Here is a 24,790-nt window from a genome sequence, read left to right on the forward strand (position 1 = left end):
GAACCGGTCGGGGCTTGGCGTCGGTCTCATCAGGACTGGCTTGCCATCTCTTGAACGCGCTGCATCATTTCCGGATCCTGCTGGATGGACTGGCCGATGGCGTTGAACGTGTCGACGTCCAGACCGCTACCTTCGACCACTTCGATCATGCGCTCGTTGGCTTCAGCGCGAACTTCCTGTTGAGCGGACTCGTCTTCTGCTTCCTGCAGGCGCTGTGTGTACTCTTGCGAGATCACGGCGATTTCTTGAGAAGCATCGGCGAACTGCTGTAGCTGCTCGTCAGAAAAGTCCTGCGTCGGAGCGGCTTGTTGGGTGGCCGCGGAATCCTGCGCTGGCTCTTGTTCCTGCTGGGCCTGAGCAGTACCTGCCATCAAACCGGTTGCAAGAAGTGCAGCTGAAAACAAGGCAGTCAATCGTTGCATGATAAGAAACCTCTTTGCGCGTTATGTATGTGGTGACTCAGACGCAGTGCGCTCCAACAGGTTCAATTTTTAGTGTAATTATAAGTAACAATAAGTTAATAAATGAAAACATCCATTCCTGAAGGTGAGCCATGCGCTTCTCGACCGATGCCACGCCCCGCGCGCGAATAGCGCACGCCGGACTGACGGCCATGCCGCTTGTGTTCGTACTGCTTTGGAGCACCGGCTTCATTGGCGCCAAGTTCGGTCTACCCTACGCCGAGCCCTTCACCTTTTTGTTCATTCGCTTCGTACTGACGCTGTTGCTGCTGGTTCCGCTGGCCTTCGTCATGAAGGCACCCTGGCCGCACGCGACCGCGCTTTGGGCGCACATTGGCGTTTCGGGGTGTTTGGTGCATGGAGCGTACCTGGGCGGAGTGTTTTACGGCATCTATCTGGGCATGCCGTCGGGGCTTGCCGCGCTGCTGGTGGGGCTTCAGCCGCTGTTGACGGCACTTCTGTCAGGCCCTTTTTTAGGCGAGCGTCTCACATACTGGCAGTGGCTGGGGCTTTCGCTGGGGCTTGTCGGCATCGCACTGGTACTGGGCAGCAAGCTAGAGTCCGGCCGGCAACTTTTTGATGGTTTCGGTTTTGATGCACTGGCGTGTGTGCTCGTTGCCCTGTTGGGTATTTCACTGGGCACGCTTTACCAAAAGCGCTTCTGTACGCAAATGGCGCTTCTTTCCGGCACGGTGATTCAGTATCTGGCGGCGGGAGCGCTGCTGGGGGTCGGGGCGCTTTTGTTTGAAACCCGCGAAGTGACGCTGGCGCCGACGTTTCTACTGACTCTAGGCTGGCTGGTACTGGTGCTGTCGATCGCCGCCATTCTGCTCTTAATGGCGCTGATCCGTCAGGGCGAAGCGTCGAAAGTGGCGAGTCTGTTCTACCTGGTGCCGCCGGTCACGGCGCTACAGGCGTGGTGGCTGTTTGACGAACGGCTGCCGCTATTGGGCCTTTTGGGTATGGTCGTGGCCATTGTCGGGGTGATGCTGGTGATCCAGCGCTCGCCACCGGCTCAAAGCCGCTCCAAATAGCCGACCCCGCCCAGGTTTCGCATCTGACGGCGAATCCACTGGCTGCGCCGCTCGACCTGGGCATCCGGGCGGGCGGCGCTTCTGTTGCGCGGGTCGGGCAAAATCGCCGCCAACAGGCTCGCCTGGCGCTCGGTCATCGCACTGCCCGAGGCGCCGAAGTAGTGATCCGCCGCAGCCTCGAGCCCGAATACGCCGGTATCCCACTCGGCCACGTTCAAGTACACCTCGAGAATGCGGGTCTTGCTCCAGAAGGTCTCGATCAACAGCGTAAACCAGGCCTCGAGCCCCTTGCGCAGCCAGCTTCGTCCGCTCCAGAGAAATACGTTCTTGGCGGTTTGCTGGCTCAGGGTGCTCGCCCCGCGCAGGCGTGAGCCGTCCTGGCTTGCCTGCCAGGCGCGCTTGAGTTCGACGAAATCGAAGCCGCGATGCTCGGGAAAGCGCTGATCCTCCGCAGCGATGACAGCGAGCTTGGCGTTGCTCGAGAGCTCATCGAAACTGCGCCACTGATGGGTGATGGTGATCGGCTCGCCGGCGATGATGCTCTGAATTTTGCGCTCGACCATGACCATCGACCCCGGCGGCGGCACCACCTTGAACAGCAACACCAGCGCGACCGAGAGCACCACGAAGGCCAGAGCGCCACGCCAGACGATACGCCAGAGTCGTTCAAGCCAGCGGCGCAGCGCGCGATTGAGCATTACAGCATCCTTAGCGTTTCATGAGATGCTGCGCATGATAGCGCAAATGCTCTTCGATGAACGAGGCAATGAAGAAGTAGCTGTGATCATAGCCTGGCTGACGACGAAGCGTGAGCGGGTGATCGTGCTCTTCGCACACGGCTTCCAGACGCTCGGGCATGAGCTGCTCTTCCAAAAACTGGTCGGCATCACCCTGGTCGATGAACAGGCGCTGGCGCGAGGCGCCGTTGGCCACCAGCTCGCAGGCGTCGTACTGGCGCCAGCTCGATTCATCTTCGCCAAGGTAGTTCGTGAACGCTTTCTTGCCCCAGGGGCAGTTCATTGGGTTCACCACCGGCGAGAAGGCCGATACCGAGCTGAAGCGGCCAGGATGGCGCAGCGCCAGAATCAGCGCGCCGTGGCCGCCCATGGAGTGGCCGCTGATCGACTCGCGTCCGTTGACCGGAAAGTGCTGTCGCACCACCGACGGAAGCTCCTCGACCACGTAATCGTACATGCGGTAGTGGCTTTTCCAGGGTGCCTTCGTGGCGTTGACGTAGAAGCCAGCGCCAGAGCCGAAGTCATAGCTTTCGTGCTCGCCGGGCAGGTCGGTTTCCCGGGGGCTCGTATCCGGGCAGACGATGGCGATGCCGAGCTCGGCGGCCACGCGGTGAGCACCGGCTTTCTGCATGAAGTTTTCGTCGTTACAGGTGAGCCCGGAGAGCCACCAGACCAGCGGCACGCGCTCGTTTTCGGCCTGCGGCGGCAGGTAGACGGCGAAGACCATATTGCAGTCCAGTGCCCGCGAGTAGTGGCGGTAGCGCTTGTGCCAGCCGCCGAAGCTTCTGTTGGCAGACACAAGTTCCAGGGTTTCGCTCATGCTCATGAGTGCGCTCCTGACGATGAAAACGCGGCGGGAAATACCGCCGCGTTTTGTTTCACTGTAGTGGTAACTATAGTGGTTAACTGTAGTGGTAAATGACGAGCTCTAACATCCGGGTGACAGAAAGCGGGCTTGCCTTTTGTCACCGCGGCTCATCAGTAGTGCAGTACGGTACGAATGCTCTTGCCTTCGTGGAGCAGATCGAAGGCTTCGTTGATCTTCTCGAAGGGCATGTCGTGGGTGATGAAGTCGTCGATGTTGATCTCGCCGTTCATGTAGCGCTCCACGTAACCGGGAAGCTCGCTTCTGCCCTTGACGCCGCCAAACGCCGAGCCTTTCCAGACCCGGCCGGTGACCAGCTGGAACGGACGGGTAGAGATCTCCTCGCCGGCACCGGCCACGCCGATGACGATCGACTCTCCCCACCCCTTGTGGCAGCACTCCAGCGCCGAGCGCATGACGTTGACATTGCCGATGCATTCGAAGGAGTAGTCGACGCCGCCATCGGTCAGATCGACGATGACCTGCTGAATCGGGTCTGAATATTTCTTGGGATTGACGAAGTCGGTGGCGCCGAACTGTTTGGCCAGCTCGAACTTGTCCTCATTGACGTCGATGGCGATGATCCGGCCCGCCTTCGCCATGACCGCCCCCTGAATGACTGCCAGACCGATGGCGCCCAGACCAAACACGGCGACCGTCGCGCCCGGCTCGACCTTCGCGGTGTTGAGTACCGCGCCGATACCGGTAGTCACGCCGCACCCGAGCAGGCAAATCTTGTCCATCGGCGCTTCCGGCGATACCACCGCCAGCGACACTTCCGGCACGACCGTGTACTCGCTGAAGGTTGAGGTTCCCATGTAGTGATGCAGCTTCTTGCCGTCGAGCGAGAAGCGCGAGGTACCGTCGGGCATTACGCCCTTGCCTTGGGTGGCGCGCACGCTGCCGCACAGGTTGGTCTTGCCAGACTTGCAGAACTTGCACTCGCCGCACTCGGCGGTGTAGAGCGGAATGACGTGGTCGCCGGGTTTCAGGCTGGTCACGCCCTCGCCCACTTCCTGCACGACACCGGCGCCTTCATGGCCCAGTACCGACGGAAAGAGCCCTTCCGGGTCGGAGCCCGAGAGCGTATAGGCGTCGGTGTGGCACACGCTCGTGGCGGCCATTTTCACCAGCACTTCGCCCTTTTTCGGACCCTCGACGTCGATTTCGACGAGCTCGAGCGGCTTACCCGCTTCAAGCGCTACCGCAGCGCGTGACTTCATATCAAATCTCCTGGGATGAAAGAGCCGAACGTTTGCTCCATGTCAGCCAGTGTAGCCACCTGTGCGAACGGGATAAACAGGGATATACTCACAAGATTGTTGCTCATCAGCAATAATTGGCTTTGAAGGAGTTTCATGCAGCGCTGGGATCGTATCGAAGCCTTCGTCGAAGTGGTGCGGCTGGGCACCTTTTCTGCGGCGGCGCGCCATCTGAAAGTATCGACATCGCACACCAGCCGACTGGTCAGCCAGCTCGAGAATCAGCTCGGCGTGCAGCTTTTGTATCGCACCACGCGCCAGATTCGCCTGACCGACGCCGGCTCACTCTATGTAGAGCACTGTCGCCACCTGTTCGATGGGCTGCGCGACGCCGAGCAAATGATCAACAAGCTTCAGGCCAAACCCAGCGGCCTTTTGAAGCTCACTGCAGCCACCACCTTCGGCGAGCGCTACGTCGCCCCGCTGGTCAACGACTTTCAGTGCCAGCACCCGGCGCTCGAAGTGCACATGCACTTCACCAACCGGGCGGTGGAGCTGATCGACGAAGGCTTCGACATCGCCATTCGCATGGGCGTGCTCAAGGATTCCAGCCTCATCGCCAAGCGTTTGTGCGAGCGCCGCGAATACATCGTTGGTTCCAGCGACTATTTCCGCCAGGCACCGCGCCCGCATACGCTCTCGGAACTCAGCCAGCACCCGTGTCTGCTGGGCTCGCGCCCGTTTTGGCTATTCGAGGTCAACGGCCAGCGCCGCGAGGTTCGCCTGGAGGGGCGGTGGAGCGGCAACTCCGGCCCGGCCCTTCTGGATGCCGCGCTCAAGGGCCTGGGCCTTGCCCAGCTTCCCGACTACTATGTGGCGCCTTATCTGAAAAGCGGCGAGCTGGTCGCGGTGCTGGAGCCGTTTCAGCATCATGACACCGCGGTGTGGGCGGTCTATCCGCGTCACCGCCACCTTTCGCCTAAAATTCGCCAGCTGGTAGACTACCTGGCGACCCATATCGATACCGGACTACCGAAACGCTAATACAAGGCCGTTCTTGCGGCTTTGGAGGGCGTGCGCGGGCGAGTGCCTCGGGCATTATCAGGGTGCGAGCAAAGCAAAGTGACGATATAATGAACATTCAATGCTGAATGTTTATGATCCGCGTCACGCCCCGTAAGGATGCTCAATGTCACTGCCCCCACCCAACTGGTCCATCAACTTCAAAACGAGTCTCATGCGCGCAATACTTTATGTGCTGTTTATCGGTGCCATTGCCCAGGGCAGCTACCTCGAAGCACTTTACATGCCTGAACTTCGCTTCAGTGAGTACGGCTTTACCGAGCTTGCCCAGACGACCGTACTGGCCAGCGCCTGTTTGATGCTCATCTACGTGCGACAGGTCCTGAAGGTATGGCCCACGGTTACGCTGCTGCTGTTCGCGTTCATCGCCGCCTCGCTGGTGCGCGAGCAGGATTACTTTCTCGACGAGTACGTTGCCCGCCACACCTGGAAGATTCTGGTGGCACTGATCGCCGTGCCGTCGATCACCTGGGTCATCATTCAACGCCGTCGGTTTCTCGACGAGTTTCGCTACTTCAGCAACACCTTCTCCTTTGGCCTTTTTGCCAGCGGCGTGCTGACCACCTATATTTTCTCGCGCCTTTATGGTCGCAGCGTGTTTTGGGAAGCCGTACTGGGTGAAAGCTTCGAGCGTACCATCAAGGACGCCGCCGAAGAGGTGATCGAGCTGCTGGGCTATAGCCTGATCATGTTCGCCACGCTCGAGCTTCTGCTCATGGCGCGGCGTATTTATCTCGCGCGTAAGGCGGGCAAACCGCTGAACTGATCGGTCTCTCGGGCGCGGCCAGGTCGGCCGCACCCGAGTATCCAACGCAAAAAGCCCCGCCGTTCATGAAACGGCGGGGCTTTTTTGTTCACCACCTGTTGTGGCGGTCAGCTCACTCGTCGAGGAACGAGCGAAGCGGCTCCGAGCGACTAGGGTGACGCAGTTTACGCAGCGCCTTGGCTTCGATCTGACGAATACGCTCCCGGGTGACGTCGAACTGCTTGCCCACTTCCTCGAGGGTGTGGTCGGTGTTCATGTCGATCCCGAAGCGCATGCGCAGCACCTTCGCTTCGCGCGCGGTCAAACCGCCCAGCACGTTGCGCGTGGCTTCGATCAAGCCTTCGCCGGTGGCCAGATCGATCGGCAGCAGCATGGTGCCGTCTTCGATGAAATCGCCCAGGTGCGAGTCGTCGTCGTCACCAATCGGCGTCTCCATGGAGATCGGCTCCTTGGCGATCTTGAGCACCTTGCGCACCTTGTCTTCCGGCATTTCCAGACGCTCGCCAAGCTCTTCCGGCGTCGGTTCGCGGCCCATTTCCTGGAGCATCTGGCGCGATACGCGGTTGAGCTTGTTGATCGTCTCGATCATGTGCACCGGGATACGGATGGTGCGCGCCTGGTCGGCGATCGAGCGGGTGATCGCCTGGCGAATCCACCAGGTGGCGTAGGTCGAGAACTTGTAGCCGCGACGGTATTCGAACTTGTCTACCGCCTTCATCAGGCCGATGTTGCCTTCCTGAATCAGGTCCAAAAACTGCAGGCCGCGGTTGGTGTACTTCTTGGCGATCGAGATCACCAGACGCAGGTTCGCCTCGACCATCTCTTTCTTGGCCCGGCGCGCCTTCGCTTCACCAATGGAGAGCTTGCGATTGACCTCTTTCAGATCCGGCACGATCAGCTGGACCATATCTTCCTCGAACGCAATCTTGCGCTGGGAGCGGGCGATATCGGCGCGCAGCGGCTCGAGACGATCGGCGTACTTGGGCTGCTCCTCCTGGAAGCGGTCGAGCCAGCTCTGATCGGACTCGTTACCCGGAAACGACTTGATGAACAGTTTGCGCGGAAGCTTGGCCTTTTTCACGCACAGCTGCATGATCGCCTTTTCCTGGGCGCGCACCTGCTCGACGCTGATGCGAACCTGCCCGACCAGGCGCTCGAAGTGCTTGGGCACGAGCTTGATCGGCGAGAACAGCTCTGCCAAACGCGCCTGCTCTGCCTTGAGCTCGGCGCTGCCGCGGCCGTGCTTTTTGAAGGCGGCGTCGACGGCGGCGTTTTGCTCGCGAATCTGCTCGAAACGCGCACGGGCCTCTTCCGGGTCCGGGCCACCTTCGCTGGCCGAGTTATCGTCCTCGTCGTCCTCGTCGTCGCCGTCGAGGTCTTCGTCGTCGCCGGGCTCGGCATCAACGACCGGCTCGGCCACTTCGGCCTCGGCAACGCCTGGAATGCCCTCATCCGGGTCGATGAAGCCAGAGAAGAGGTCCGAAAGCCGCCCGGGCGCTTCTTCGTCCTGGGTGGCATCGTAGGCCTGCAAAATGGAGGTAACCGCGCCAGGCAAATAGGCAAGTGACGACATCACTTCCCGCGTGCCCTCTTCGATCCGCTTGGCGATTTCGATTTCGCCTTCACGGGTCAAAAGCTCGACCGTGCCCATTTCGCGCATGTACATGCGAACCGGGTCCGTTGTGCGACCCACGTCGCTTTCCACGGCGGCAAGGGCCGCCACGGCCTCTTCCGCAGCGGACTCGTCCGTGGAGTGATCCGACATCATCAAAGTGTCTTCATCCGGCGCTTCCTCAACGACACTGATACCCATGTCGTTGATCATGCCAATGATGTCTTCCACTTGATCCGGGTCGGCGATATCCTCGGGTAGATGGTCGTTGACCTCGGCATAGGTCAGGTAACCCTGCTCCTTGCCGCGCGCGATCAACTCCTTCAGACGTGACTGCTGCTGCGCATTTCCAGCCATAGAAACCCTATCTCGACGAAGAAGAATGAAACACCTGGGGCGCTGAATCGATAAAACTCAACAAGCCGAACATTATAGCGTAATTTGCTGCGTTTTTCCCAGCGAAACGTATTTGCGCGACGAATCAGGTGTGTTAGGTTATTCGGTTAGGCCGCTTACCGGCCTCTGATGCTCTCTATATGGCGCCGCAAGGGCGTAATTCAACCCCGCTCGCTACGCGCTATTCAAACGCTGACTCAAACCCTGACGACGCTTTTGACCTTCAACCGTTGGCCGCCCGGTCTTACTACTGCGTATGAGCTACTGCTTACGAGTCAGTTCGACCACGAGCGTTGCCAAACGTTGCCGCTGGCTCTTGTCCAGCTTTTGTCCCGAACGCTCGAGTGCCAACAGCGCCTCGTACTCCTCCTGCGGCGAGCGCCGGCGCTCGAGTCTCGCAAGATGCTCGACCAGCCCTAAAAGCTCGGTCTTCCTGGCCGCGGCGGGAATCAACAGCTCGCGTCGGGCGAGCTCATCGAGCGCCTGCCCCTCTTCGCTACCCTGAAAGTGCGCCAGCACCACCTGCGGGCTTTTGTAGCGCCCGGCGCGCAAAAGCGTGACCAGCTCGCGGCAAAGCACGCCATCCGGGGCGCCCTGCGGCAGCCAGTCGAGGTTTTCGGGCACGACGTCAACAAGGCGCGGCTCGAACAACAGCAGCTGGCTGATGCGCTCGACGGTCGAAAGCACCTTTCTCGAGGCTTTCGGCTTTTTTCGTGCCATCGGGGGCGCAGGCGCCGACTCCGGATAAAAACTATCCATGAGCGGCGGTGGCTCGTCGCTACCCGGCACGAGCTCAAGGGCGGGCTTTTCGAGCATCGACGAGAGCTGCTCCTTGCCCAGCCCACTGCGTTTGGCCAGCGCCTCCAGCAGCAGCGACTTGAGCATGCCGTCCGGCACCCGGTTGATCGCCTGGAGAACGTGGCTGGCGAAGCGCTCGTTGCCCTCGACGGTATTCAGATCGCGCCCCTGGGCGGCCTGCTCGAACAGAAATTCGGAGAGTGGCATCGCGCAGGTGACCCGGTCCTGAAACGCTCGTTCGCCTTCCCGGCGCACCAGCGAGTCCGGGTCCTCGCCTTCAGGCAAAAACAGAAAGCGCGCCTCGCGCCCGTCGATCATCTGTGGCAGCGCCGTCTCGAGGGCCCGGCTCGCCGCCTGGCGCCCGGCGCGGTCGCCGTCGAAGCAAAACACCACCCGACTGACCAGCCGAAACAGCCGGTGCAGATGATCCTCGGTGGTCGCGGTGCCGAGCGTGGCCACGGCGTTGTGGATGCCGTACTGCGCCAGCGCCACCACGTCCATGTAGCCCTCCACCATAATCAGCTGCTCGAGCTTGGCACTGGCCTTGCGCGCCTCATAAAGACCGTAGAGCTCGCGCCCCTTGTGAAACACCGGCGTTTCCGGCGAGTTCAGATATTTCGGCTGGCCGTCTCCCATGATGCGCCCGCCAAAGCCCAGCGTGCGTCCGCGCAGATCGCGGATGGGAAACATCACCCGGTCGCGAAAGCGATCATAAGTGCGCCCGGTATCCTCACGGTGAATCAACAGACCGTACTCGATCTGCACCGCTTCGCTGACGCCCTTGGCACTCAGGTGCTGCTTGAGCGCCTCCCAGCCATCCGGCGCGAAGCCGATGCCGTAGGCGGCGATGACCTCGTCGGAAAGATCGCGCTTTTTAAGATAGTCGCGAGCGCTCTGCCCCGCCTGCATCTTCAGACGCTCGCGGTAGAAGCTGCCGGCAAGCTCCAGAAGACTCACGCCCTCCTTGCGCTTTTGCTCACGCTCGCGCTCGCGGGGGTCATCGGCGCCTTCGCGGGGCACGTCGAGCCCCAAGCGGGCGGCCAACTGCTCGACCGCCTCGGGAAAGGAGAGCTTGTCGTACTCCATCAAAAAGCGCAGGGCGTTACCGTTGGCGCTGCAGCCGAAGCAGTGATAGAACTGCTTGTCGGCGCTCACCGTAAAGGAAGGGGTCTTTTCCTGATGAAAGGGGCAGAGCCCGGAGTAGTTACGCCCGGCCTTTTTGAGCTGAACACGCTCGCCCACCACCTCGACGACGTCGGTGCGGTCCAGAAGATCGTCAATGAAACGCTGGGGGATCTGTCCGGCCATGAGGGGCGTTCCTGCGCGGAGCAAGGGTCAATGGCCTAACCCAAGCGCGACTTGGGTTAGATCACTCATTGATGTCGTTCTGTTCAAAAACAAACGGCCACCTGACGGCGGCCGCTTGGCATCCCTCTTGAAACACACGCCCAAGCGCGTGTTTCTGGGTACGGATCAATAGAGCCGTTCGAAACGCTTACGCTCACGCTGAAGCTTTTTAGCGTGACGCTTCACAGCTGCCGCTGCCTTGCGCTTGCGCTCGGCTGTCGGCTTCTCGTAATGCTCACGACGACGTACTTCAGAGAGAACGCCGGCTTTTTCGCAAGAACGCTTGAAGCGACGCAGAGCGACGTCAAACGGCTCGTTATCACGTACTTTTACAGAAGGCATTAAGCACTCACCACCTTAAGGAGACTTGAGTTCGGATAGTGCGCACACCGCTTAATCCAGCATCTGTAGATACAGTGTACGACCCTTTTTTACAGCGCCGAGTAGTCTAGTCGTGATACGCCTATTTTGCAACCGGGCGCGCCCGAGTGCCAGCCACCGCGCTCGCCGCGGGCACCTCTTGTTCCGATTTCTTCAAACCTGGATCATAGCTTATCGCGCAGGTGCGAAAGCGAGGCGTCGATGCGCGAGGCGATCTGCTCGTCGTCCATATTCAAAAGCTGCCCGCCGCGCTTGGCGATGCGCCCGTCCACGGCGACCAGCGAAACACTTGCCGGGGTCGCGGCGAAAACGATAAACGCGTAGGGTTCACCAGGCAGCATGCCAAGACTCACCTGGTGGGTGTCGAGCATGATCAAATCCGCCTGTTTGCCCGGGCTCAACGTGCCGATCTCATCGCCAAGCCCGATCGACTCGGCGCCGAGGCGCGTCGCCAGCGCCACCAGCCGTTCGCAATCGACGCTGGTCTGGTGTTCGCTGGCGCCGATCTCGGTCAGTGCGGCGTGTTTCATCACCGAAAACAGATCGCCGCTGCCGGCCAGGGCGTTGCCATCGATCCCAAGTCCCAGCCGCTCAACACTCTCAAAATGCGACAGCCGCGTAAGCCCATAGCCGACCCGGTGCTCGGTCATGGGCGTCAGCGAAAGGCTAGCGCCAGCCTCATTGAGGGCGCTCAGATGCTCTTCGCGCGCGTTGGTGGCGTGTACGACCTGAAGCTCTGGAATCAAAAACTCGCCGTCGATCAGCGCCTGAAACAGGCCATCGTGATTGTCGCCGCTGACGTGTACGGAGACAGGCAGGTTCATCTCGCGCGCCGCCTCGAACTCCCGGCGCTTGACGGCCATGGCGTCCTGATTGCCCAGGTTGTCGGGTAGCCGCCAGGCCAGGCCCAGTGACAGGCGCCCGCGCTCGCTATAGCGCTCCCAGTTCTCAACAAGCTCGCTCAGGTGCTCAAGATCGATCTGACTACCGGCGGTCTTGCTCTGATTACCGAACATCAGCCGCGTGCGCAAGGGTGAGGCGCCAAGCGCTTCGAGCGCGGCCTGACAGTGTTCGGGGCTTCGATTGTTGTCGAAAAAATCGCAGCTGGTGGTCACGCCGGCGTTGACGTTCTCCATCGCCGCCAGATACTCGCCAATCCAGATATCGCCGGGGCGAAAGTGCTCGCTCAGCCGCTGTGTCAGCGGGAAGAACAGCGTCTGCTCGGTCTGGCCGAACATGCCGCGCATTTGGGTCTGCCACATATGATTGTGGGTATCGACCAGCCCCGGCATGACGATGCAGCCTTCGCCGCTGATCATTTCGCTGTCGCCGGTGTCCAGGCTCTCACCCACCGCCTCGATACGCCCGTCCACGACCCAGATATCGGCCTTCTCCAGCGGTGCCTTGCCCTCCTCCATGGTCAGGATGGTGGCGTTCTTGATGCACCAGCGCGTGGGCGAGTCGCTGGCGGTATCGTCGCTGTCCTCGCTTTCGTCGCTGGCGTAGGCACCGGGCACCAGGCTCGACCCCGCCAGTGCCGACAGGGCGCCGAGAAGCCGGCGTCGAGTAAGGGGGAGTGCGTGCCGCATGGCGATGTCCTTGAATCCATGAACGAGAGGTGTATGAACGAGTTTAATAAACCTAGTCGAGCGCTGCCCCGCGTCAATCAGAAATCAGACGAAAGCCAGGCACGCAGCCCATGGCGAACGCGCGTACCGGCTCGAAGGCCTGGCGTGATAAAATCACGCTCATCCTGAACGCTTTTAAAGAGACCCCCATGAGAGTGCTTGGCATCGAAACCTCCTGCGACGAAACCGGTGTCGCGCTTTACGACACCCGCGCCCCGGCAGGCAAAGGGCTTTTGGCGGATACGCTCTACAGCCAGGTCGCCATGCACGCCGAGTACGGCGGCGTGGTGCCGGAGCTCGCCTCGCGGGATCATACCCGCAAGCTCTTGCCACTGATCGAACAGGTGCTCAAGGAAGCCGGTTTGGATAAGCGCGATCTCGACGGTATCGCCTATACCGCAGGGCCCGGGCTGGTCGGCGCACTGATGGTCGGCGCCAGCACCGCCCACGGCATGGCGCGGGCGCTGGATATTCCGGTGCTCGGCGTGCACCACATGGAGGGCCACTTACTCGCGCCGATGCTCGAGGAGAACCCACCGGCGTTTCCGTTCGTCGCGCTTTTAGTGTCCGGCGGGCACACCCAACTGGTCGAGGTCAGCGGGCTTGGCTGCTATCGGCTGCTGGGTGAGTCCGTCGACGACGCGGCGGGCGAAGCCTTCGACAAGGCCGCCAAGATGCTGGGCCTGGCCTACCCCGGCGGCCCCCAGGTGGCCAGGCTCGCCGAGCGCGGCGACCCGAAGCGCTTTCGCTTTCCGCGGCCAATGACCGACCGTCCGGGGCTCGATTTCAGCTTCTCCGGGCTCAAGACCCACACCCTGACCGCGATCAAAAAGCTCGACGCCGACGGGGCGCTGGACGAGCAGGCCCGCGCCGACATCGCCCGCGCCTTCGAGGAAGCGGTGGTGGACACCATGGTGATCAAGTGCCGCCGGGCGCTGGATGACACCGGGCTCAAGCGGCTGGTGATGGCCGGCGGGGTGAGCGCCAATACGCGCCTTCGAGAGCGGCTGGCCGTGGAGACCGAAAAGCGCGGTGCCCAGACGTTCTACCCCCGCGCCCGTTTCTGCACCGACAACGGCGCCATGATCGCCTACGTGGGCGCGCGGCGCCTGGAAGCCGGCGAGCGCGATACCGTCGGCGTCATGCAGTCGACCCCGCGCTGGCCGCTGGACACCCTGACCCCGCCCGAGCGCTAGCGGCGAAGGCGGGGCTCCTGGCCGTCGCGCAGGCGGCGAATATTGAGCGCGTGGCGCGCCACCACCACCAAGGTGAACGCGCCGACCACGCCCAGATACGCAGGCAAAAGCCAGAGCGTGAACAGCGGCGCGGCCAACGCGCTTGCAAGCGAGGCCGCCGCCGCCGTGCGAAGTCGCCAGGCGATCAGCGCCCAGAGTGTGGCGCACAAAAGCGCCACCCAGGGCACCAGCACCAGCAGCGCCCCGAAGGCGCAGGCCACCGCCTTGCCGCCGCGAAAGCCGTACCACACCGGGTAGCTGTGGCCCAACAGTATCGAAAGCCCCACCGCGCCTTGGAGCCACACCGGCAGCGCCTGGCTTTTGGCCAGCATCAACACCGGCATCGCCTTGGCGGCGTCGAGGGCCAGCGTGGCCGCCGCCAGGCGCGGCCCGTGGCTTCGCAGCACGTTGGAAACCCCCGGGTTTTGCGAGCCGCACCAGCGCGGGTCGGCAACGCCGGCGAGCCGGCACACGACGATGGCGGCAAGCCAGCTGCCGCTCAGGTAGCCCGCCAGGGCCCAGAGAAGCGCATTCACCGGGCACACACGCGCGGGTTGGTATCGTTTGTCGGACGGCTCACGTACACTCTTTTTGACCTTGGTAGGGTTTGTAACAGGCACTTGTAACAGGAACAGGGCGCATGGACCGTATTTTAATTGAAGGCTTAACGATTGAAACCGTCATCGGCGTGTACGACTGGGAGCGCACCATCACCCAGTCGCTGCGCCTGGACTTGACGCTTGCCACCGACATTCGTCCGGCGGCCGCGACCGACGACTTGCACCTGACCCTGGATTACGGCGCCGTCTGCCAGCGCATTCAGCAGTTCGCTGACGAGCACCACTTCGCCCTGATCGAAACCTTCGCCGAGCGGCTGTGCGAATGCCTGCGCCACGAATTTCCCATCAGCTGGCTACGCCTGGCCGTGCGCAAACCCGCCGCCGTGCCCGCCGCCCAAAGCGTGGGGCTCGAGATCACCCGCGGCGAGATTCCCGAGGTCATCGAGCGCCCGGCGACGTGAGCCTGGTCTGCTTGAGCCTGGGCAGCAACGTCGACCCGGCCACGCACCTTGGCGCCTGCTTCGAGGCGCTTACGCGCACTTTCGATGCAGTGAGAATCTCGCGGGTCTTCGAGAGCGAGCCGGTCGGCTGCCAGGCCGCGGTCAACTTCTTCAACGCGGTGGTCGCTTTTGAAAGCAACTGGAGCCCGCAGGCGCTCAACGCGTGGACCAAAGCCCAGGAGGCGGCGCTGAACCCGCGCGCCCCCCGCAACCGCCACGCCCCCAGGGCGCTGGATATCGACCTTCTGAGCGTGGGCGATACCTGTGCCGACTTCGAGGGCTTCACTCTGCCCCGACAGGACATCACCCGTTACGCCTTCGTGCTCAAGCCGCTCGCCGAGCTGCTACCCAACGAGCGCCATCCACGCTGTAAAACGCCCTACGCCACGCTTTTCGCGCGCGCCGACTTCAGCGACCAGCCGCTGTGGCCGGTGACGTTCAGCTTTCGCGGCGTGGCGATTTCGCCCTAACCCTTTTCTGCGCTCAGAGCGTCATCGACTGCCGCGAAACGCCGCTCGCGCAGCGCCTCCCCTAGCGCCTTGCCCTGAAACCCCTCCGCCATCAGCGCTTGCGGGCTCACGTCCCGGGCGCGCCGAAACGCCTCATCAAGCGGTTTTTCGAGCGCCGGGGCCAGCCCCCCTATCAGGGAAAGCTGCGCCTCGACCTGATCAGGCTTGCGAAAGGCATCGAGGCGTTCGAGCCACTCGAACGCGAGCGCCCCGTCGACTTCGCCCTCGATCAACGCGCGCGTAAGCGCAACGTGGCGACAAAGCGCGGCAACGGCGTTGGGCAAGCGCAGCCGCTCGATCAGCGCCTCACGCTCGGGCTCGCAAAGCGCGCTTGCCAAAAGCGCCATGCGCCAGTGGGCAAGTTCACCTTCGCATGGCGCCTTCTCTAAAAGCCTGAGTGCCTCGTCGAGATGAGCCGCCAGGTGCGGCCACCAGCTTTCAAGCGCCCCGGCCTCGTCGAGCGCGGTAAAGAAGCGCGCCGGGTGGGGCTCGGCCAGCGCCTTCTCGGTTTCGACCCACACCCGCTCTGCGGCCAGATGCAAAAGCTCGCCGCTTTGCGCGACTTGTCGCATCAGCGTCCGGGTTTCTTCGGCGATTACGAACCCGAGACCGGCGTAGCGGGCCAGAAAGCGTGCGGTACGAAGTACGCGTAACGGGTCCTCGGCAAACGCCGGCGAAACGTGGCGCAACAGGCGCCGCTCGAGATCCTTCTGGCCGTCGAACGGGTCGACCAGCGTGGTGTCCGGACGCTGGGCGATGGCATTGATGGTCAAATCGCGGCGCAGCAGGTCCTCCTCCAGCGTCACGTCCGGGCTTGCGTGCACCGTAAAGCCGCCGTAGCCGTGGCCCGCCTTGCGCTCGGTGCGCGCCAGCGCGTACTCCTCGAAGGTTTCCGGATGTAGAAATACGGGAAAATCCCGCCCTACCGGCTTGAAGCCCTTCGCCCGCATCGTTTCCGGCGTGGCGCCGACCACCACCCAGTCGTTGTCGAACACCGGCCAGCCGAGCAGCGCATCGCGCACCGCACCGCCGACCCGGTACACCTCGAGTCCATCGAGCGCCTTGTCGCAAGCGTCCACGTCAGCGCCCCTTCTTTTGACTGGGTACGCTTGCGCGCTCGAGCGTCTCGAGGTTCATCGCGGTGAGCGCCCCACCCCACACGCAGCCGGTATCCAGCGCATGAACATCGATCTGCGCGCCGGGGGTTTTACCCTCCAGCGCCGCCCAGTGACCGAACACCAGCCGGCTGTCGTCTCGACGCGGATACTGAAACCAGGGGTGAAAGCCTTCCGGGGCGCTATCCAGGCCCTCCTTGGCGGCAAAATCGAGCGTTTCGTCAGCGTCGATGAAGCGCATGCGGCAGAACACGTTGACCAGCGCGCGCAGCCGGTCCATGCCCTCGAGCGACTCGACGAAGCGCGCCGGCTCGTTGCCGTAAAGCGTTTGTAGAAACTGCCCGGCGTTTTCGCTTTTGAGCATCGCTTGCACCTCGGCGCTATAGCCAAGTGCGGCGTGCGCGCTCCAGCTCGGCAGCACGCCGGCATGAGTCATCAGCGTGTGGTGCTCGAACACCGCCAGCGGCTGAGCCTGCAGCCAGTCGAGCAGCGCCTCGCGCTCCGGGGCGTTCAGAATCGCCCCCAGGGTGTCGTTCTTTTTCAGCCGGCCGCCGCCGCGAGCCGCCACCAGCAGGTGAAAATCGTGGTTGCCCAGCACGCAGCGCGCCGCGCTCCCCAGCGCCCTGACCTCGCGAAGGCACTCGAGCGAGCCTGGGCCGCGGTTGATCAAATCGCCCACCAGCCACAGGGTGTCGCGGGTCGGGTCGAAAGCGAGTTTGTCCAGAAGTGCTACGAACTCCGCGTGGCAGCCGTGCAGATCGCCGATGGCATACGTACTCATAAAACGTCGATACTCATAAAAAAACCGTTACTCATAAAAGGCGGCGACACCGTGAAAAGCGCGGGCGTGATGGAGCCGGCGCGAAACGTTGAAAGAAATGCCCGCCGAAAGCGTTCGTCCGGCTACTATAGGCAAATACCACGACCTCGTGCTGGCTTCAGGGTGACAACGACCATGCCAAAACTCCACACGCTACCGATCGATTGCGAGGCGAAGGCCTGCGCGCAGCTCACGCTTACAAGCCCCTCGCGCAGGGCGCTTTTGAAAAGCCTGTCGCTCGGCGCCGGCGGCGCGCTGCTGGCCGGCGTGCCCCCTACTCTGGTCCAGGCAGCGTCGACAGCGCCGTCGCTATTGAAAAACGGCTGGCTGTTGCGCCGCGCCGACATCGACGGTGCGAGCCGCTAATGTATCAGCCCTTTAGCGCGCTAAGCGAGCGGGAGAGTTTCGACGTCTGCGTGATCGGCGCGGGCGCGGCGGGCATCACCGTTGCCATGACGCTGGCACGCCAGGGTCGCCGGGTGCTTTTGTGCGAAGGCGGCGAGGCCTCCTTTAGTGAGCGCTCTCAGGCGCTCTATCGCGGCGACACCCTGGGCGATACCTATCTGGATCTCTCGAGCATTCGGCTTCGCTACATGGGCGGCTCGACCAACCACTGGGGCGGCGTGTGCCGGCCGCTGGACGCCCATGACTTCACCGCCAAACAGGCCGCCCCGCAAACGGCCTGGCCGATCGGCCGTGGGGATCTGGACCCCTATTTCGAAGCGGCCGCCGCGCTTCTGGATCTGGAGGAGATCCCCCCGGATACGCCGGTCGAAGATACCGGGCTCGAGCGGGTCTACTTCTCGCTGGGCCCGCCCACGCGCATGAAGGACAAATTCGCCGCGACCTTGAACGGCCTCGAGACGCTGACCTACTGCCTGACGGCCAACCTGGTGGGTCTGAGCGTGGGCGACGGCCGGGTCGAAGCGGCCACCTTTAGCGACTTCGACGGTCAGCGTAAAACGATGCGCGCGCGCAGCTTCGTGCTCGCCTGCGGCGGCATCGAGAACGCCCGGCTGCTGCTTTGGTGTAACGCGCAAAGCGGTGGCCGGCTGGTGCCCGACGCCACCACGCTCGGGCGCTACTGGATGGAGCACCCGCACGCCACTATCGGCCAGGCGCTGCTGTTCGAGCCGGCCCGGCTGGGCCTCGATACCGACTACAACGTCTATCTGTCGCCGACCCCGCGCGCGATGAGCGAGCGCGGCATACTCAACTGCGGGCTGCGCCTGCACCGCATGGCGCCGGAAGCGACCCGTGAGCTCATCCAGGCGCTTGCAGCCGAGGCGCCGGGGCTCGAGGCCACCCTTGTGCAAAGCGCGGACACCGCCCACGGCGTCTATCTACGCGCCGCCTGGGAGCAGGAGCCGCGCTTCGATAACGCGGTGGAACTCATGGAGGAGCGCGACGAGCTGGGCGTGCCGCGAAGCCGGCTGGTGTGGCAGCAGTCAGCGCTGGATCGCCACACCATCCGCGAAAGCCTGATACTATTGGGCGAGTACCTGCTCGAGGAGAATATCGGCCGGGTGCAGTTTGCCGACTGGCTCGCCGTTGAGCCGGTCGAGCTTCCCGAAGAGGGCGAAATCGCCGGGCGCCATCACATGGGCGGCACGCGCATGAGCGATGATGCTCGCCGTGGCATCGTCGACCGCGACTGCCGACTCTTTGCCCAGGCGAACATGTTCGTGGCCGGCTCCAGCGTGTTCGCAAGCGCCGGCCACGCCAACCCGACGCTGACCATCGTTCAGCTCGCCCTGCGCCTTGGCGTGCATATCGACGAGGCGCTGGAGCTGGGGCGCGTCTAGTGGAGCTGGCTGGGCGCGGCCAGACGAAACGGGGCGATGGAGACATCAAAAGCGCGCTGGGTGTAGGTGTTGAGCAGCGTGTACGCCCCTTCCATGACGCCGACCGGGGTTTGCAGAATCGCTCGGCTGGTATAGCGAAAGCGCTGGCCGGGACCGATCAGAGGCTGCTGGCCCACCACGCCCTTGCCGCGCACTTCCTGAGCGTCGCCGCTGCCCTGAGTGATCTTCCAGTAACGTGCCATGAGCTGCACGCTGTGAGGGCTCTGGTTATGCACCGTCACGGTATAGGTGAATACAAAGCGCGACTCGCTCACGCTCGACTCCTCGATGCAGTACTCGGGCGTCACGTTTACCTCGATATCGAGTTGGCTCACGGCTCACCCCGCTCGGCGCTTGTCTGTTCGGCGTCCAGACGGGCGACGTGGTTGGCAATCAGCACGTACTCCGCCACGCTCAGGGTTTGCGGGCGCCGGTTTGGGTCGATCGAAAGCGACTCCAGCGTTTCGGCGCTGACCCGGCCCTTGAGGTTGTTGCGCAGCGTCTTGCGCCGCTGGCCAAAGGCGAGCTTGACCAGCTCGAACAGCAGCACCGGATCATCCGCCGGGTGCGGCAGCGACTCATGCGGCGTCAGGCGCACGATGGCCGAGTCCACCTTGGGCCTGGGGACGAACGCCTCCGGCGGCACGATGAAAAGCTGCTCGACCTGGCAGTAGTACTGCGCCATCACCGACAGCCGCCCCCAGTCGGTGCCGCCGGGCTCGGCGGCGAGGCGCTCGACCACTTCCTTTTGCAGCATGAAGTGCATGTCGGCCACGGCACTGCCCATGCCAAGCAGGTGCACGATCAGGGGCGTGGAGATGTTGTAGGGCAGATTGCCCACCACGCGCAGCGCCGGGCCATCGCCCTTGAGCGCGTTAAAATCGAACTTCAGCGCGTCGCCTTCGTGGATCACGAACCCTGGATAGTTGAAAAACTGCACCCGCAACCCAGGGATCAGGTCACGGTCGAGCTCGATGACCTCGAGCGCGCCACCGGCGTCGAGAAGCGGCTCGGTCAGCGCCCCTTGGCCCGGGCCGATCTCGATCAGCCGGTCGCTCTTCGCAGGACCAATGGCGCGCACGATGCGCGAAATGGTGCCGGGGTCACGAAGAAAGTTCTGGCCGAAGCGTTTTCGGGCGCGGTGTTGAAGGGGCGCTTGAGACATCGAACGAAAGTCCTTGAGTAGGATAAAGCGTGTAACGGGGTGGCGAATGAACCGGAGGCTAAGGCGCCGCGGCGGCATGGGCGGCGCGCTGGTCGCCAAGGCGTCTGGCGAGATCGATCGCCACCAGCAGGCTTTCGGGGCTCGCCACGCCCAGCCCCGCCAAATCCAGCGCGGTGCCGTGATCGACCGACGTGCGCACCAGCGGCAGGCCAAGGGTGATGTTGGCCGCCTGGCCGAACCCTGCATACTTTAGCACCGAAAGCCCCTGGTCGTGATACATCGCCAGCACCGCGTCGACCTTCTTGAGGTGGCGCGGGGTGAAGAGCGTATCCGCCGGGTAGGGGCCGCGAACGTCGATTCCCTGTGCGCTCAGGTGCTCGATGGCCGGCGTGATGGTCTCGATCTCTTCAACGCCCAAATGCCCCTCTTCGCCGGCGTGGGGGTTGAGCCCGCACACCGCGATGCGCGGCGAGGCAATCGCGAACTGGCGGGTCAGGTCCTCGGCGAGCAGCGTAATGAGGCGCGTCAGGCGCTCGAAGGTGATGGCATCCGCCACCTGGCGAAGCGGCAGGTGCGTGGTGGCCAGCGCCACGCGCAGATCACGGCTTCCCTGCCAGCCGTCTTGCTGGGCGTGCAGGGCGCGGTCGGTGGCCAGCATCATCACCACCTCATCGACGCCGCAGGCATCGCGCAGCCATTCGGTGTGGCCGGTGAAGCCGGTAAAGCCGCCGTCGATGATCACACCCTTGTTCAGCGGCGCGGTGACGATACCCGCCGCCTGCCCTTCCAGGCAGGCGCGAACGGCGATCTCGAGCGTTTCGATCACGTAGGCGGCGTTGGCCGGGGCCAGCACCCCGGGCATGCAGGGTGCGGCGAGGGTGACCGGCCACACCGGAAGCTGCGGCCTCAAAACGTTTTCCGGCGCGTGCTGCTCGGTCACGATGTCAACGTCGAGCTTCAAGCGTGCGGCGCGCTCGGCCAGCATCTGCGGGTCGCCCACGGCAACGGTGTCCGGGGGCAGGCGCTTCTGCGCGGCCAGCATCAGCACCAGTTCCGGGCCGATGCCCGCCGGCTCACCGGTGGTGACTAAAAGCGGTAACCGGGGCTCTCGTGACATTACTGGCGAATGTCCACGAAGGCCTGTTCGCGAATCTCGCGCTGCCAGTTCTGCAGCTCTTCGTTGGCGCGGCGCTGGAAGATCGCCTGGCGCACCTGCTCGCGGCGGCTCTCGTCGGTCACGTCCTGACGGCGGCGGTCCAGCACCTCGATCACGTGGTAGCCAAACTGCGAGCGTACCGGCGCCGAGATCTGGCCCGGGCTCAGGCTATTCATCGCCTCTTCGAACGCCGGCACGGTCTGGCCCGGGCGCACCCAGCCCAAATCGCCGCCATTCATGGCGCTGCCGCTGTCGTCACTGAACTCGCGCGCCACCGCGGCGAAGGATTCGCCCTGCTGCAGGCGCGAGCGCACCTGCTCGGCGCGGGCGCGGGCCTGGCTTTCATCGCGGGTCGGCGTCAGCGCGACGAGAATGTGGCGCGCCTGGCTCTCCTCGATGAAGGACTGGCCCTGCTGGCCGGGCTGCTGCTCGATAAAGCGGTCGACCTCGCGCTCGCTGACGTTGACGCGCTGCTGAATCTGACGCTGCTGCACCTGGCGCATCAGCATTTCGCGGCGCACGTCCTCGCGCACCTCGGCCAGGCTCAGCCCGTCGGCCTCGAGGGCGTCGGCGAAGCCATCAAGGCTCATGCCGTTGGATTCGGCAATGCTGCGTAGCTGGCGGTTGAGCTCGGTATCGTCGACATTGAGATTCGCATCACGCGCCATCTGCAGCTGGATTTCGTCGAGCACCATGCGCTCGAGCACCTGCTGGGTGAGCTGGCGCCGCGGCGGCAGCTCGCCGCCCTGCGCCTGGGCCTGCTGCTCGATCTGATTGACGCGATCATCGAGCTCGCTTTGCATGATCACGCCGTCGTTGACCACCGCCGCGACGCTATCGAGCGTCTGGCGCTGGCTGTTTTGAAAGCTCTGGGCCAGCACCTGGGTGCTGGTCAGCGCCGCGCCGGCGCCCAGGCTAAGCGCCAGCGCCCCGACCGTGGTCAGCCGCGAAAGCGTTCGTGTAAAGCGGCCCTGGGCCCGGCGTTTGTGCATCATCATAAGAAAACTCTCTTCGTCGCTTAAAAATAGCCGCGCGTTACGCGAATCACGCATCATCACCGTGGCACGTTACAAAGGCGAAGGCGTGTAGCCTGGAATCGCCCGGTCGAAGTAGGTGTTCGCGCCCTGGCCAACGCCGCCCAGCCCCCGGAAAACGAAGCGCAAAAACAGGCCGCGGTCGCTGAAATCGTCGGCCACACGGGCGGTGTCGTTGTCGTCGATCCATTCGCGCCACACCAGCTGAACGCCGTAGCAGCAGTCGTTCCACTGCACGCCGGCCAGCTGTTCCAGCGCCCGGTCGTTGGTCTGGTCATACAGATAGCGCCCGATCAGGTCGATCTGCGGGGCAGCCTTGTATCCCACCGAAAGATCCCACTCTTCACGGTTGTAGTCGCGAAAGCCGTCGTCGCCGGGCACAACGCCTGGATCGAACCCTTCGATCTCCCAACGGTAGCCAAGGTTCACTACGTGCCCCTCGGGATGGCGATAGCGCACGTCGACGCTGGAGCGCTCGGTCTGCTGACGCTGGTCGTCGTAGAGCCACTCGTAGCCGGTGCTGAAACGGTCGCTGATCTGCCAGTCCAGGCGCGTCACCAGCGGCGAGCGGTCGCGCGTCGCCTGGTAGCGGCTTTGCGGATTGACGAAGGGGTTCTCCTCCGGGCGAGCCGGTAGCGTGTCGGGGTCGCCGTTTTCGTCGATGCGCCGCTCGGCAAAGTAGGCGCTCTGGCCTACGCCGAAGGTGAGCCGGTCGCGCCCGGCGTCGTCCTCGATCAACCGCGACTGCACGCCGTAGGAGATCCGGTTGAGATCGCCCACCCGATCGGCGCCGGAGAAGCGCAGCGGCGACCAGAGCTGATCCCAGGAAAAAGCACGCTCATAGCTGTCGAACTCGGGCAAATCGGTCTGGTCGGTACGCGGCACGAAGGCGTAATTCAGCCGCGGCTCCAGCGTCTGGCGATAGCCGTCGCCGCCGAGCTCCAGATCGCGCTCGAAAGTCAGGCCGCTGTCGATGGAGGTGACCAGCAGGCTTCGCGTGGGCGACGTGGCGCGGTCGGTGTCGCGGCTGCCGTAGTCGAGCTCGTAGGCGGTGTTCCAGAACTCGGTGCGCGGCTCGATATAGCCCCAGGGCTTCTCGAAGCGCCAGCCCACCGCCGGCGTCAGGTGAAGGCGCGAGCCGTTGGCCGCTTCACGCTCGGGCACCAGGTTTTCGTTCACGTCGCGCCAGAAGTAGGTCGCATTCGAGCGCCACTGGCCGTAAAAGCCGCCGCCGAGATCCCAGTTCGTGGTGTTGGCGGTCAGACTCGGCAGGCGATAGAAGGGTTTGTCGCTATCGGCCAGCGGGTCCTCCAGGCGCTGAAACCCCTGGGCGCGGGCGTCGAGCTGCCAGCGCTCGCCGCGGTAATCCACCTGCGCCAGGCGCTCCATACCGGCGCGCTCGCTGCTGCCGAACTCGGCGCCGAAGTCATCGAAGTAGCGCCCGTCGCTGGCGCCGCCATAGCGCAAATTGTAATTGCTGCGCGCGTTGATGCGCCCGCGGTGCTGGGCGTCGATGTACCAGCGCTCCTCGCCCTCGAAGCGGTTGTCCCCGGAGCTTCGGCCGCCGTCGTCGGCGAGGTAACCACCCTCGACGAGGGTGCGGGTCTGCTCGCTCATGTGGCGGTATTCGCCGTTGAGCAAAAGCCCCCGGTCGGTCATGAAGCGCGGCGTAATGGTCGCGTCCTGGTTGGGCGCGATGTTCCAGTAGTAGGGCTGGGCGTAGTCCAATCCATCATTGGAGAAGCCAAGCGTTGGCCACAAGAAGCCGCTCTGGCGCCGGTCGTCGAGCGGAAAGCGCACCCAGGGCCAGTAGAACACCGGCACATCCTTGACGTGCAGGCGGGCGTTGCGCGCGGTGCCGAAGCCCGCGGCCTGATTCAGGCGAATATCGCTACTCAGAATCTGCCAGGTATTTTCACCGGGCTCGCAGGTGGTGAAGCTGGCGCTTCGAAGCCGGTACTGATCCTCGCCGGTCTGCTCGAGCCGCTCGGCCTGACCGCGCAGGCGCGGCTCGTAAAGAACATAATGGCTATTGTCGATGGTGGCGCGGTCTTCGTTGAGAAACAGCGTGGCCTGGTCGCCGCGCACCAGCGCCTGGCCGTTTCGAAGCGCAAGCTCGCCTTCGGCATCGACCTGCTGGCGCTCGGCGGGAAGAAAGATCTGCGCGGCCTGAAGCTCGCTATCAGCCCGGCGCAGCACCACGTCACCGCGCAAGAGCGCCTCGCCGTTCTGGGCGTAGTCGGCCTCTCCCGCTTCTACCGAGAGCGTTTCGGGGTTCTGCTCGGCGGGCAAACGATAGCCGGGCATCACGTAGCGGCCGCGACACAGCTGATTGGACGCCTCGTCCGGCCGGTAGGGCTGCCAGTCCAGCGCACTGGCGGGCAGCGGCTCGCCTTGCGCTACCGCCGACGTCGCCGTGAGCGCAAAAATGCCCAGCAGCGTATGTCCTGCCAGCGCCGTTCCCGTACATCGCTTGCCCATGTTCGTTATCCTTGGCATTCAGAATCGGTATTATACAGCTCGCATGATGCCCGACCAGCAA

24 protein-coding genes are annotated in these 24,790 nt (G+C 63.4%); 8 read left to right on the top strand and 16 right to left on the bottom strand.

Features of this window, described 5'->3' with window-relative positions:
• Positions 1–29: 29 nt before the first annotated feature.
• Positions 30–422: a DUF4168 domain-containing protein gene (locus tag OCT39_RS12565; protein WP_263584807.1), complete on the bottom strand. Its 393-nt coding sequence runs from the start codon at positions 420–422 to the stop codon at positions 30–32.
• A 131-nt stretch (positions 423–553) separates the two neighbouring features.
• Between OCT39_RS12565 and OCT39_RS12570 the strand changes: the two genes are divergently transcribed.
• Positions 554–1,495, top strand: coding sequence for a DMT family transporter (locus OCT39_RS12570; protein WP_263584808.1), 942 nt, complete (start codon positions 554–556; stop codon positions 1,493–1,495).
• Here OCT39_RS12570 and mtgA read toward each other — a convergent pair.
• From mtgA to OCT39_RS12585, 3 genes are all read right to left on the bottom strand, one after another.
• The gene (gene mtgA, locus OCT39_RS12575; protein WP_263584809.1) at positions 1,477–2,193 is read right to left on the bottom strand and encodes a monofunctional biosynthetic peptidoglycan transglycosylase; all 717 of its coding nucleotides are present in this window, start codon (positions 2,191–2,193) and stop codon (positions 1,477–1,479) included. The two genes, OCT39_RS12570 and mtgA, sit on opposite strands and share 19 nt — an antisense overlap.
• 10 nt (positions 2,194–2,203) lie before the next feature.
• Positions 2,204–3,058 carry an S-formylglutathione hydrolase gene (gene fghA / locus OCT39_RS12580; RefSeq protein ID WP_263584810.1) on the bottom strand — a complete coding sequence of 285 codons (855 nt, stop codon included), beginning with the start codon at positions 3,056–3,058 and terminating at the stop codon, positions 2,204–2,206.
• Between the two features lie 152 nt (positions 3,059–3,210).
• Positions 3,211–4,320, bottom strand: coding sequence for an S-(hydroxymethyl)glutathione dehydrogenase/class III alcohol dehydrogenase (locus tag OCT39_RS12585; protein WP_263584811.1), 1,110 nt, complete (start codon positions 4,318–4,320; stop codon positions 3,211–3,213).
• 135 nt (positions 4,321–4,455) lie between these two features.
• Between OCT39_RS12585 and OCT39_RS12590 the strand changes: the two genes are divergently transcribed.
• Both OCT39_RS12590 and OCT39_RS12595 read left to right on the top strand, forming a co-directional pair.
• Positions 4,456–5,343: a LysR family transcriptional regulator gene (locus OCT39_RS12590; protein ID WP_263584812.1), complete on the top strand. Its 888-nt coding sequence runs from the start codon at positions 4,456–4,458 to the stop codon at positions 5,341–5,343.
• A 145-nt stretch (positions 5,344–5,488) separates the two neighbouring features.
• Positions 5,489–6,148 (top strand): hypothetical protein, encoded by a 660-nt coding sequence (locus OCT39_RS12595; RefSeq protein WP_263584813.1) that lies wholly within the window; start codon positions 5,489–5,491, stop codon positions 6,146–6,148.
• Positions 6,149–6,260: 112 nt separating this feature from the next.
• Here the strand turns inward: OCT39_RS12595 and rpoD are convergent, their stop codons facing one another.
• The 4 genes from rpoD to OCT39_RS12615 form a co-directional block, all read right to left on the bottom strand.
• Complete coding sequence (gene rpoD / locus OCT39_RS12600) at positions 6,261–8,117, bottom strand: RNA polymerase sigma factor RpoD (RefSeq protein ID WP_263584814.1); 1,857 nt, start codon at positions 8,115–8,117, stop codon at positions 6,261–6,263.
• Positions 8,118–8,417: 300 nt separating this feature from the next.
• Complete coding sequence (gene dnaG, locus OCT39_RS12605) at positions 8,418–10,262, bottom strand: DNA primase (RefSeq protein WP_263584815.1); 1,845 nt, start codon at positions 10,260–10,262, stop codon at positions 8,418–8,420.
• A gap of 165 nt (positions 10,263–10,427) precedes the next feature.
• Complete coding sequence (gene rpsU / locus OCT39_RS12610) at positions 10,428–10,643, bottom strand: 30S ribosomal protein S21 (RefSeq protein WP_016416934.1); 216 nt, start codon at positions 10,641–10,643, stop codon at positions 10,428–10,430.
• A gap of 203 nt (positions 10,644–10,846) precedes the next feature.
• Positions 10,847–12,271 carry an amidohydrolase family protein gene (locus OCT39_RS12615; RefSeq protein WP_263584816.1) on the bottom strand — a complete coding sequence of 475 codons (1,425 nt, stop codon included), beginning with the start codon at positions 12,269–12,271 and terminating at the stop codon, positions 10,847–10,849.
• Between the two features lie 188 nt (positions 12,272–12,459).
• Between OCT39_RS12615 and tsaD the strand changes: the two genes are divergently transcribed.
• Entirely contained in the window at positions 12,460–13,506 is a 1,047-nt protein-coding gene (gene tsaD / locus OCT39_RS12620; protein WP_263584817.1) for a tRNA (adenosine(37)-N6)-threonylcarbamoyltransferase complex transferase subunit TsaD, read from the top strand.
• Here tsaD and plsY read toward each other — a convergent pair.
• The gene (gene plsY / locus OCT39_RS12625) at positions 13,503–14,081 is read right to left on the bottom strand and encodes a glycerol-3-phosphate 1-O-acyltransferase PlsY (RefSeq protein WP_263584818.1); all 579 of its coding nucleotides are present in this window, start codon (positions 14,079–14,081) and stop codon (positions 13,503–13,505) included. The genes tsaD and plsY overlap by 4 nt on opposite strands.
• A gap of 104 nt (positions 14,082–14,185) precedes the next feature.
• On the opposite strand from plsY, the gene folB reads away from it, so the two are divergent.
• Both folB and folK read left to right on the top strand, forming a co-directional pair.
• Positions 14,186–14,566, top strand: a complete 381-nt coding sequence (gene folB, locus OCT39_RS12630; RefSeq protein ID WP_263584819.1) for a dihydroneopterin aldolase — start codon at positions 14,186–14,188, stop codon at positions 14,564–14,566.
• Positions 14,563–15,075 (top strand): 2-amino-4-hydroxy-6-hydroxymethyldihydropteridine diphosphokinase, encoded by a 513-nt coding sequence (folK, locus tag OCT39_RS12635; RefSeq protein ID WP_263584820.1) that lies wholly within the window; start codon positions 14,563–14,565, stop codon positions 15,073–15,075. The genes folB and folK overlap by 4 nt, the downstream gene beginning before the upstream one ends.
• Here the strand turns inward: folK and OCT39_RS12640 are convergent.
• The gene (locus OCT39_RS12640; protein WP_263584821.1) at positions 15,072–16,193 is read right to left on the bottom strand and encodes a polynucleotide adenylyltransferase; all 1,122 of its coding nucleotides are present in this window, start codon (positions 16,191–16,193) and stop codon (positions 15,072–15,074) included. The genes folK and OCT39_RS12640 overlap by 4 nt on opposite strands.
• A 1-nt stretch (position 16,194) precedes the next feature.
• Complete coding sequence (locus tag OCT39_RS12645; RefSeq protein WP_263584822.1) at positions 16,195–17,010, bottom strand: symmetrical bis(5'-nucleosyl)-tetraphosphatase; 816 nt, start codon at positions 17,008–17,010, stop codon at positions 16,195–16,197.
• 174 nt (positions 17,011–17,184) lie between these two features.
• Between OCT39_RS12645 and OCT39_RS12650 the strand changes: the two genes are divergently transcribed.
• Together OCT39_RS12650 and OCT39_RS12655 are read left to right on the top strand one after the other, a co-directional pair.
• Positions 17,185–17,415, top strand: a complete 231-nt coding sequence (locus tag OCT39_RS12650) for a hypothetical protein (protein WP_263584823.1) — start codon at positions 17,185–17,187, stop codon at positions 17,413–17,415.
• A complete protein-coding gene (locus OCT39_RS12655) occupies positions 17,415–18,854 on the top strand; it encodes an FAD-dependent oxidoreductase (protein WP_263584824.1) in 1,440 nt (479 codons plus the stop codon). Before OCT39_RS12650 ends, OCT39_RS12655 begins: the two co-directional genes overlap by 1 nt.
• On the opposite strand, the gene apaG is transcribed toward OCT39_RS12655, so the two are convergent.
• The 5 genes from apaG to OCT39_RS12680 form a co-directional block, all read right to left on the bottom strand.
• Positions 18,851–19,228: a Co2+/Mg2+ efflux protein ApaG gene (gene apaG / locus OCT39_RS12660; RefSeq protein ID WP_263584825.1), complete on the bottom strand. Its 378-nt coding sequence runs from the start codon at positions 19,226–19,228 to the stop codon at positions 18,851–18,853. The two genes, OCT39_RS12655 and apaG, sit on opposite strands and share 4 nt — an antisense overlap.
• Complete coding sequence (gene rsmA / locus OCT39_RS12665; protein ID WP_263584826.1) at positions 19,225–20,058, bottom strand: 16S rRNA (adenine(1518)-N(6)/adenine(1519)-N(6))-dimethyltransferase RsmA; 834 nt, start codon at positions 20,056–20,058, stop codon at positions 19,225–19,227. The genes apaG and rsmA overlap by 4 nt, the downstream gene beginning before the upstream one ends.
• A 58-nt stretch (positions 20,059–20,116) precedes the next feature.
• Positions 20,117–21,175, bottom strand: coding sequence for a 4-hydroxythreonine-4-phosphate dehydrogenase PdxA (pdxA, locus tag OCT39_RS12670; RefSeq protein ID WP_263584827.1), 1,059 nt, complete (start codon positions 21,173–21,175; stop codon positions 20,117–20,119).
• Entirely contained in the window at positions 21,175–22,206 is a 1,032-nt protein-coding gene (locus tag OCT39_RS12675; RefSeq protein ID WP_409335793.1) for a peptidylprolyl isomerase, read from the bottom strand. The genes pdxA and OCT39_RS12675 overlap by 1 nt, the downstream gene beginning before the upstream one ends.
• Positions 22,207–22,281: 75 nt before the next feature.
• Positions 22,282–24,729: an LPS-assembly protein LptD gene (locus tag OCT39_RS12680; RefSeq protein ID WP_263584829.1), complete on the bottom strand. Its 2,448-nt coding sequence runs from the start codon at positions 24,727–24,729 to the stop codon at positions 22,282–22,284.
• Positions 24,730–24,790 lie beyond the last annotated feature (61 nt).

It is taken from the genome of Halomonas sp. GD1P12 (assembly GCF_025725645.1).
Classification (GTDB): domain Bacteria; phylum Pseudomonadota; class Gammaproteobacteria; order Pseudomonadales; family Halomonadaceae; genus Vreelandella.